Annotated in this window: 11 protein-coding genes and 2 pseudogenes; 10 read left to right on the top strand and 3 right to left on the bottom strand. The window is 46.3% G+C overall.

All coding sequences use genetic code 11. The annotated features are described in order from the left end of the window. Together A2F46_RS11140 and A2F46_RS11135 are read right to left on the bottom strand one after the other, a co-directional pair. Window positions 1-186, bottom strand: a 186-nt coding sequence (locus A2F46_RS11140) for an ATP-binding cassette domain-containing protein (protein ID WP_156471633.1), incomplete at its 3' end; no start/stop codon positions are given. A gap of 2 nt (window positions 187-188) precedes the next feature. Next, window positions 189-1375, bottom strand: a pseudogene (locus A2F46_RS11135) (efflux RND transporter periplasmic adaptor subunit). Window positions 1376-1754: 379 nt separating this feature from the next. On the opposite strand from A2F46_RS11135, the gene A2F46_RS11130 reads away from it, so the two are divergent. From A2F46_RS11130 to A2F46_RS11100, 7 genes and pseudogenes are all read left to right on the top strand, one after another. Further along, window positions 1755-2885: a beta-ketoacyl-ACP synthase III gene (locus A2F46_RS11130; RefSeq protein WP_066570484.1), complete on the top strand. Its 1131-nt coding sequence runs from the start codon at window positions 1755-1757 to the stop codon at window positions 2883-2885. Continuing rightward, window positions 2885-3400, top strand: a complete 516-nt coding sequence (gene coaD / locus A2F46_RS11125; protein WP_066570482.1) for a pantetheine-phosphate adenylyltransferase — start codon at window positions 2885-2887, stop codon at window positions 3398-3400. Before A2F46_RS11130 ends, coaD begins: the two co-directional genes overlap by 1 nt. A 159-nt stretch (window positions 3401-3559) precedes the next feature. Further along, a complete protein-coding gene (locus A2F46_RS11120; protein WP_066570479.1) occupies window positions 3560-3898 on the top strand; it encodes a CidA/LrgA family protein in 339 nt (112 codons plus the stop codon). Next, window positions 3895-4589 (top strand): annotated as a pseudogene (locus tag A2F46_RS11115) (LrgB family protein). The gene A2F46_RS11120 and the pseudogene A2F46_RS11115 overlap by 4 nt, the downstream one beginning before the upstream one ends. A gap of 135 nt (window positions 4590-4724) precedes the next feature. Next, entirely contained in the window at window positions 4725-5018 is a 294-nt protein-coding gene (locus A2F46_RS11110; protein WP_066570474.1) for a hypothetical protein, read from the top strand. 201 nt (window positions 5019-5219) lie between these two features. Further along, the gene (gene bioB, locus A2F46_RS11105; RefSeq protein WP_066570470.1) at window positions 5220-6218 is read left to right on the top strand and encodes a biotin synthase BioB; all 999 of its coding nucleotides are present in this window, start codon (window positions 5220-5222) and stop codon (window positions 6216-6218) included. 146 nt (window positions 6219-6364) lie between these two features. After that, window positions 6365-6973 (top strand): DUF1003 domain-containing protein, encoded by a 609-nt coding sequence (locus tag A2F46_RS11100; protein WP_082783678.1) that lies wholly within the window; start codon window positions 6365-6367, stop codon window positions 6971-6973. Window positions 6974-7025: 52 nt separating this feature from the next. Here the strand turns inward: A2F46_RS11100 and A2F46_RS11095 are convergent, their stop codons facing one another. Continuing rightward, window positions 7026-7370 (bottom strand): DMT family protein, encoded by a 345-nt coding sequence (locus A2F46_RS11095; RefSeq protein WP_066570467.1) that lies wholly within the window; start codon window positions 7368-7370, stop codon window positions 7026-7028. A gap of 86 nt (window positions 7371-7456) precedes the next feature. On the opposite strand from A2F46_RS11095, the gene A2F46_RS13310 reads away from it, so the two are divergent. The 3 genes from A2F46_RS13310 to A2F46_RS12135 form a co-directional block, all read left to right on the top strand. Continuing rightward, entirely contained in the window at window positions 7457-7579 is a 123-nt protein-coding gene (locus A2F46_RS13310) for a hypothetical protein (protein ID WP_255358767.1), read from the top strand. Between the two features lie 144 nt (window positions 7580-7723). After that, window positions 7724-7954 (top strand): hypothetical protein, encoded by a 231-nt coding sequence (locus A2F46_RS11090; protein ID WP_066570465.1) that lies wholly within the window; start codon window positions 7724-7726, stop codon window positions 7952-7954. 351 nt (window positions 7955-8305) lie between these two features. After that, the coding region (locus A2F46_RS12135; RefSeq protein WP_156471634.1) for a single-stranded DNA-binding protein at window positions 8306-8384 on the top strand (79 nt) is incomplete at its 3' end.

Here is an 8384-nt window from a genome sequence, read left to right as displayed (position 1 = left end):
CCCGCTGCTGGGGGTGTCAAGGCAGCCAATGATGTTCATTAAAGTGGATTTGCCCGAACCGGATTGGCCGATGATGGCCACAAAATCACCCTTTTTAATGCTCAGATTGATGTCTCTGAGTACATGCACACGGCTTTCTCCGCTACCGAAATAGCGGTTGATGTTGCTGATTTCCAGTAAATTCATGATTACATTCTCGGGCCAGGGCCGCCCATTTGTGATTTGGTGCCAGCTTTGGCAGCATCGCTATCGCTCAGAGAAGAAATCACCACTTTATCTCCTTGTTTCAACCCAGATTTGACTTCTGTGCGCATGCCATCGGTGATGCCGGTTTGGATAGCCACTTCTGTGGTTTGCTGGTTGTTGCCCAGTACCTGAACCGTTTTTTTGCCTCGTTGCCGTTTAATGGCTGATTAGACACGGTCAGTACATTGTCGGCAGTTTTGATGATGATGCTATTTTGTGTAGTCATGCCAATGTGTAGCTTGCCATCTTCGTTGGGTACCAAGGAGCGTGCGTAATAATAAATGGCGGAGCTGGTGGTATCCGTACTGGTGCTGTAGCTACCTTGTGACATCGTGGTCAAACCTGGGTCTACCGCATCCAGTTTAGCTCGGCGCGGATTGTTGGGATTGGCCAGTGTAGTAAAGGTCAACGGCAGGCCTGCTTGCACTTTTCCCATATCGCCTTCCGCAATTTGCATTTTATTGAGCATTTTGCTCAGGTCAGCCAATTGAACGATTGTGGGTGTACTTTGGTTGGCATTTACGGTTTGACCTTCTTCAACTGGAATGGCCACTACAGTGCCGTCCATTGGCGCCGTGATGCGGGTATAGCCCAAATCGGCTTCAGCTGTGTTGATGGCGATTTGTGTTTGCTTGATTTGCGATTTCAATTCGGCCACATTGGCTTTGGCTGAGGCCAAATCATCATGAGCGGTGTCCAGTTCTGCCTTGGATGTGGCGTCTTGTGCCATCAATGCTTTCTCACGATCAAAAGCCCGCTGTTTCATTTGTAGGGCAACTTGGCCGGAAACCAATTGTGCTTTATAGGTGTCGAGTTTGGCTTTATTGGTGTTAAGGGTATTCAATTGGGTGGTGGAATCAATGTCTGCAATCAAATCGCCTTTTTTGACTTGCTGTCCCAATTTCACATACAGTTTTTTGATTTGTCCTGAAGCTTGCGCGCCCACATCCACCAGCTGTCCTGCGGCAATTTCGCCGGTGGCGTTGACGGATTGTTCCAGATTGGTGCGGCGCACATCATCAGTAACGTAATTGATTTGTTGCTTTGGTTTAAAGGCATACCACAAGCCACCCACTACCACGATGGCCAAGACACTCCAAATCCCGATTTTCACCCATTTTTTGTTCATGCTTTATCCTGTTGTTGTGGCTACCGCAAGTGCCCGCGGCAACAAATTGGCATTGTTTATTTAGCCAGTATGGATTGTAAAGGAAGTGGATAGAAGGCGGCAATGCGGCAGTGATTCTGCCTTTAATTGTAACAACCTGTTTTTATTTTATTTTTACAAATTCCCGAGCATCGATTAACCCAATATTACCTCCGCTGTCACAAAGATAGGTAGGACGATGGAAGTTAAGAATGCGATCTGGGCTTGAATTTGCTTTTGACTTCATTTGCGCCCGCGTTTATGCTTTCATCAGTAATAACATTAATGTGTTATGCATGATTATTTTTTCAGGCAGCTGGTGTGAATCAGGCTGCCTGAAAACCATTTGGAGTATTTTTGCATGAGCAAACGCGCAGTATTGAGTGCCATAGGTTTGCATACCCCCGCAGAACGCATCAGCAACGATGAGTTGGTGGCCACGTTCAATGACTATGTTCACCGATTCAACGATCAGCATGCCCAAGCCATTGCTGCAGGCGAAGTAACGGCATTGGCTGAATCCAGTAGTGCCTTTATTGAAAAAGCCTCTGGCATCAAAAGCCGTTATGTATTGAATAAATCGGGTATCTTAGATCCCAATATCATGCACCCTGTTTTCCCCGCTCGCGACAATGATGCGTTGTCATTACAAGCTGAAATTGGGGTGGCGGCAGCACGAGATGCGCTAACGCGTGCAGGATTGCAAGGGAGCGATATTGACATGGTGTTGGTGGCCAATTCCAATATGCAACGCGCTTATCCGGCAATGGCAGTGGAAATTCAAACCGCACTCGGCTGCAGTGGGTTTGCGTTTGACATGAATGTGGCGTGTTCTTCTGCCACTTTCGCGTTACAAACCGCACGAGACGCGGTGCTCAGTGGCTCGGCCAAGCGCGTGTTGATTGTCAATGCGGAAATTTGTACTGCGCATTTGAACTTTCGAGAACGCGACAGTCATTTTATTTTTGGAGATGCCGCTACAGCCATGATTGTGGAAAGCGATGATGTGCTGGTTAATATGCATCAGGGCTTCAATATCATTGGCACCAAATTGTGGACGCAGTTTTCCAATAACATCCGCAATAATTTTGGTTTTTTGAATCGTTGTGAAATCGATGATGATCCTTTGTCGAACGATAAGTTGTTTGTACAGCAGGGACGAAAAGTATTTAAAGAAGTCTGTCCGGCTGTGGGTGAGCATTTGTTGGCCCATCTACAACAGCACCATATTGAGCCTACTCAGGTAAAACGGTTTTGGCTGCACCAAGCCAACCGCACCATGAATGAGCTCATTGGTCGTCGCGTGTTGGGGCGTGATGCGACTGCTGAAGAAGCACCGATTATCTTGGATCGCTATGCCAATACCAGTTCAGCTGGGTCCATTATCGCATTGTATTTGCACCATGCTGACTTGGGGCAAGGTGATTTGGGTGTCATTTCCAGCTTTGGTGCAGGTTATTCTATTGGTTCTGCGATTTTGGAAAAACGTTAATGGCTCAGCCGTATTTGCGCCGCGCAGTTTATGCGGGCAGCTTTGATCCCCCCACGAATGGTCATTTGTGGATGATACGCGAGGCCCAGGCTTTATTTGATGAGCTGATTGTGGCCATTGGCGTGAATCCGGAAAAAAATGCCACTTATACCGTGGATGAGCGCAAAACCATGTTGCGTGCCATTACGACCAATTTCCCGAATGTGCGTATCAGTGCATTTGAGAACCAATTTCTCGTCAACTATGCCAAAAGTGTGGGTGCCGAATATATTGTGCGTGGTATACGTACGGGTTCTGATTATGAATATGAGCGTTCAATGCGCTACATCAATCATGATTTGCAGCCCAACATTGCTACGGTGTTGCTGATGCCGCCACGCGAGTATGCAGAAGTATCCTCAACTATGGTTAAAGGTATGGTGGGGCCGCAAAACTGGCAGGAAGTCATTCGCCGTTATGTGCCAGATGCAGTCTATGAAAAAATCATGCAAGATCATTTGTATTCTGCGCGTTAATGTTTTTCAGGCAGCCTTCCGGGCTGCCTGAATTGATTGTGCATGACTGAATAAAAACGCGGTTGCTTGAGCTGATTTGAGACGGTTTTCAGGCAGTTTGATAATTTGTATAATTAACTAATATTTACACAATAACAATGATGCTGCAAAGGATAATTCATGATACGGGCGCTGTGCATTGTGTTTGGTTGCTTGGCTGTTGGCCAAGGCGTGGTTTACCTCACTCATCTCCGCTTTCCCGCCAGCATCATTGGCATGGGAATGTTGTTTGTGTTGTTGCAGCTGGGGTGGGTAAAGGCGGAGTGGTTGCAGAAAATCACCGGTGTATTGATGCAAAATCTCAGCTTGTTTCTGGTACCGCCTTGCGTGGCTGTAATGGATTACTTAGACGTCATTCGACATGATTTTTGGCCGATTACCTTGGCAACGGTTATCAGCACCTTTTTGGTATTGTATGTATCGGCCAAAACCCACGAATTGATACGGAGGCGATTATGACCAGTTTGGCCGCCAGTCCTGCGTTGATTTTGTTTCTAACCATCGCGGTTTATTGGCTTACCAACCATTTGCGTGCCCGTACCGGAAACCTTTTTTTTAATCCCGTGGTGTTGAGCACATTGATGGTGATGACGTATTTGTTTGTGACGGGCACCAGCTACTCAGCTTTTCACCAAGCTGCACAATTTATTGATTTTTGGTTGCAACGGCCGTGGTGTGTTTGGCAGTGCCGTTGTATTTGCAATGGCCCAAAATTCGCAAACAGTGGTGGCCAATACTGGCTTCTCAGTTATTGGGTAGTTTGACGGGCATTGTGTCTGCTGTGATGGTGGCTCGTTGGTTGGGTGCCGAGCGACAAGTGGTGGTGTCGCTGGCTGCCAAGTCAGTGACCAGTCCCGTGGCCATTGAAATTACCAAAAGTGTTGGCGGGTTGCCTGCGCTCACGGCCGCCAGTGTGATTCTTACTGGGATGATAGGGCAAATGATGGGTTTTAAAGTGTTGCGTGGTATGCGCGTTTTATCGCCCAGCTCGCGCGGCATGGGTATGGGTGCGGCATCGCACGCGATGGGGTTGAGCTCAGCTTTGGAACACAGTCAGAAAATTGCTGCGTATGCCAGTTTGGGCTTGATACTCAATGGTGTATTAACAGCTTGTTTGGTACCGGTATTGTTGCCGATATTGGGTTATTAGTCTGTTATATTGGTCACATACAAACATGAAATTAAGTAAAAAGAGGATATTTCTACCTTGTATTTAAACCCATTTAATATAGATACGTTTAAAATACAAGTAGCCGCGAGTAGCGGCCATTGAAAAGGAACATACATGAAAATCAATTCACGTTTGCGCTTATTGGGCTGGAGCGCTGCCACAATCGGCTTATTTTGGAGCACACCTGCAAGCGCCAAAGACATTGCGATTGCCGGCAATAACACCCCATATAGCCAAGCTGATGTACAAAAATTAGCTGGGACTGCTGTGAAAATGGGGGTGAAAGAGCCGGTGTCATTGCAGCTTTCGGGTGGGAAATTAACCGTTAGCGGCAGCTCCAATACGTCATGCACTTTGTCTGTGGGCAGTGGCGCTGCGCCGCAAATTGGAGGGATTAGCTGTAAATAAAATGGTGTATCAACCCTTTTGAAGATTGATGTAGGCTGCCTGAAACGGTTTAGGCGGCCTATTTTATTTTGTGCTAAAGTAGCCGCGCCCAATTAAAGCTTGGGTTATGTTTTGGATTTTTCTCTACGGCGAGCCTCTCATTGCGCGGAGTTCGTCGTGTCTGCGTCATTGTGCCGCAGCAAAAATAAATAAGGAAAACACATGAGTGCTATTACCCTGCGCCGTCAGGCACTGGTGCGCCTGAAAAGTCATCCCACGGCAGCCTATTGGTCTAAATGTGCCATTGAGGCCTTGTTTGAAACGCCCTTTATGGACTTGGTGTTTCAGGCAGCCGAAATCAATCGTCAGCATTTCTCTGCCAATCAAATTCAATTATCCACTTTATTGTCCATTAAAACGGGGGGCTGTCCTGAAGATTGCGCTTATTGCCCCCAGTCTGCACATCATGCAACAGGCGTGGAAAAGCAGCAAATCATGGATGTGGACGACATTGTGGCCAAAGCCAAAATTGCCAAAAGCCGTGGCGCCAGTCGTTTTTGTATGGGTGCTGCCTGGCGTGGCCCTAAACCCAGTGACATCGAACAAGTCAGCAAAATCATTGCGGCTGTGAAAGCATTGGGGTTGGAGACCTGCGGTACCTTTGGTCTACTCCAAGAAGGAATGGCCGAAAATTTGAAAACAGCTGGACTGGATTATTACAACCACAATTTAGATACTGATCCCGAACGCTATCAGGACATCATTCACACCCGTGCTCATGAAGATCGTATGGATACCTTGGGGAAGGTGCGTGACGCTGGATTAAAAGTATGTTGTGGCGGCATTGTGGGCATGAATGAAAGTCGTGCGGAGCGCGCTGGTTTGATTGCCAGCTTAGCCAATCTGGATCCGCAACCAGAAAGTGTCCCCATTAATCAATTGGTGAAAGTGGCGGGTACACCGTTGGCAGATGCCGAAGATTTGGATTGGACTGAATTTGTGCGGACCATTGCGGTGGCGCGCATTACCATGCCCGCCAGTTTTGTGCGTTTGTCTGCGGGAAGGGGCGGCATGAATGAAGCAACGCAAGCATTGTGTTTTCTGGCAGGAGCCAATTCAATTTTTTATGGTGATCAACTACTCACCACGGCTAATCCGGAAATGGATGCTGATAAGCTGCTCATGAATAAATTAGACCTGTCGCCTCTGTCTGTTGCCTAAAGGCTGCCTGAAACGAGCATTTATGGGTTTGGTGCTAGTAGGCAGATGACTGGGTATATTTTTATTGCTGTGGCTCTGTGCACAATGGCAGTGACATGCCAAAATAACCAACCATGGCGATTGGATACCAAGAAAAGGCAGGCCAGATGCAAACCGAACGTAGCCGAGACATCCGCTATTTAGCAGAACATTTGCTGAATACCGATTTATCTGGACTGAGCCGCCGCGAAATCAGCCATTTAATGCGCATTTCCAAAAGATTACAGGCGCAACCAGCTGATGCGAATTTAGAAGACCGTGCGGACCTTACTTTGGGCGAACGGCTGGCAGATCGTGTGGCCGATTTTGGTGGTTCTTGGACGTTTATTATTATCTTTGGCACCTTTCTTGTTGGGTGGGCGCTGCTCAATACGTTCGTATTGCAACGTAAAGCCTTTGACCCCTATCCGTATGTGTTTTTAAACCTAGTGCTGTCTATGTTGGCCGCGGTGCAAGCACCCGTGATCATGATGTCGCAAAATCGCCAAGCAGCTCGCGATCGCATGACCATGTTGCGTGATTTTGACGTCAACCTGAAAGCCGAAAATGCCATTGCCAGCTTGCACAAACGAATGGAACATCTCACTTGGCAAACCCTCGCCGGATTGGATGACATTAAGCGATTGCAGCGTGAATCTCAGCCGGCAAGTGCCGCTGATGCGCGGGTTCCGACTGCTGATGTTTCAATCAATGAAGATGAGCACTCGGGCTCATAAATGTTCGAGCTGTCGCTGCCTTCCAACACCTATTTTATCTGGTATAAAAAAATTATTTTTTAAAGGCAAAGTAAACAGCGCCAAGCATCAGCACAAAACTGACGAGGTAATTTAGTTTGAAGCTGTCTTTCAGGTAGAAAATCGCAAATAAAGCAAATATTGTTAATGTGATGACTTCCTGAATAATTTTTAATTGAAACGGTTTGATGTGCCATTGCGCGCCCAAGTGATTGGCGGGTACGGCAAAGCAGTATTCAAAGAAGGCCAATCCCCAGCTAATGAGTATGATTTGCCAAATGGGAAAATGTTGATTATTTGGCTTGATGTGCCAATACCAAGCAATGGTCATGACCAAATTTGAAATACTCAACAAACCGATGACTGATAACCACCGCATAATTGCTCACTAGAATTAAAAAATGTCTGGTTAAGATTGAAGCGCCCTTGCCATAGACTTTCTCATACTGGAATAGATTGTATTGAGTGGGTGATTATGTACCATATTTATCATTTTGGGTGGTGGATATGCCGCACCAAGTAAATGTGCGTGCCGTGGTGATTGTCAATATCACGGGTGCACATATCGCCAAGCCAGTAGCGGGCTAGAAATTGGATATAGTGGAAACACGATCTAATTGCTTTGATTAAGTCGGAACAAGGGGGCGGGCAGTCATGATTTTTTATTCGTTCATCTTGGGCGAGTTCGGCACCATGGGCAACCGCTAACTTATTTAATGCTGCCGCGGTGGCATGGACAGGGCGCGAGAAAAAGTAGGTGTATCCAAAGCTGATTTTCAATTTAGAGATTTGCGCGTAAAAGCAGCAACAGATAAAGACGAGGCGTTGGGAATTGAGGCGGTGCGCACATTATTGGGGCATTCAAATCAGTGCATAACATCTGATTATATTAGACATAGAAAAGGCAAGCTTGTTGCGCCGACAATTGAGAAAATTAACCAAGATTTTAGAGTAAAAAAATAAATCTAAAATAGGTGGAATGTAGAACAAAAGGTAATTTGTAGAACAAACCGCCATTACAGATAAACAAAAACCAGCTTTTTAGGGCTGGTTTTTTATATATAAAACAAGGTGATTGGTGCCCGGAGCCGGAATCGAACCGGCACGCTCGTTTTAAGAAGCGACGGATTTTAAGTCTTAGTATTAATTTGCAACCTATTGATTATAAACATATGTGGTGCTTGCACGCACAGCCATATTCAGTATAGTTTTCTCATGCCTAGTCACAAATTTGGCACAGCCAAATATCAAGAACGATTATTTAATTTCCCTGAGGGTCTTTAAATAATCGTTTTTTCGTTGTAGGAGTCCATTATGTCAGTAAATAAAGTAATTCTTATTGGTCGTCTAGGTCGTGCTCCTGAGGTTAGGTATAACCCATCAGGAGAAGCAA

This window comes from Snodgrassella sp. CFCC 13594, assembly GCF_001590725.1.
Classification (GTDB): domain Bacteria; phylum Pseudomonadota; class Gammaproteobacteria; order Burkholderiales; family Neisseriaceae; genus Snodgrassella.
This window is presented reverse-complemented; position numbering and strand designations above follow the sequence as displayed.

Excerpts from the sequence above, each read along its gene's own strand:
- A2F46_RS11130 (WP_066570484.1), top strand. The coding sequence starts at position 1,755 with ATGAGCAAACGCGCAGTATTGAGTGCCATAGGTTTGCATACCCCCGCA.
- coaD (WP_066570482.1), top strand. The coding sequence starts at position 2,885 with ATGGCTCAGCCGTATTTGCGCCGCGCAGTTTATGCGGGCAGCTTTGAT.
- A2F46_RS11120 (WP_066570479.1), top strand. The coding sequence starts at position 3,560 with ATGATACGGGCGCTGTGCATTGTGTTTGGTTGCTTGGCTGTTGGCCAA.
- A2F46_RS11110 (WP_066570474.1), top strand. The coding sequence starts at position 4,725 with ATGAAAATCAATTCACGTTTGCGCTTATTGGGCTGGAGCGCTGCCACA.
- bioB (WP_066570470.1), top strand. The coding sequence starts at position 5,220 with ATGAGTGCTATTACCCTGCGCCGTCAGGCACTGGTGCGCCTGAAAAGT.
- A2F46_RS11100 (WP_082783678.1), top strand. The coding sequence starts at position 6,365 with ATGCAAACCGAACGTAGCCGAGACATCCGCTATTTAGCAGAACATTTG.
- A2F46_RS11095 (WP_066570467.1), bottom strand. The coding sequence starts at position 7,370 with ATGCGGTGGTTATCAGTCATCGGTTTGTTGAGTATTTCAAATTTGGTC.
- A2F46_RS11090 (WP_066570465.1), top strand. The coding sequence starts at position 7,724 with ATGGACAGGGCGCGAGAAAAAGTAGGTGTATCCAAAGCTGATTTTCAA.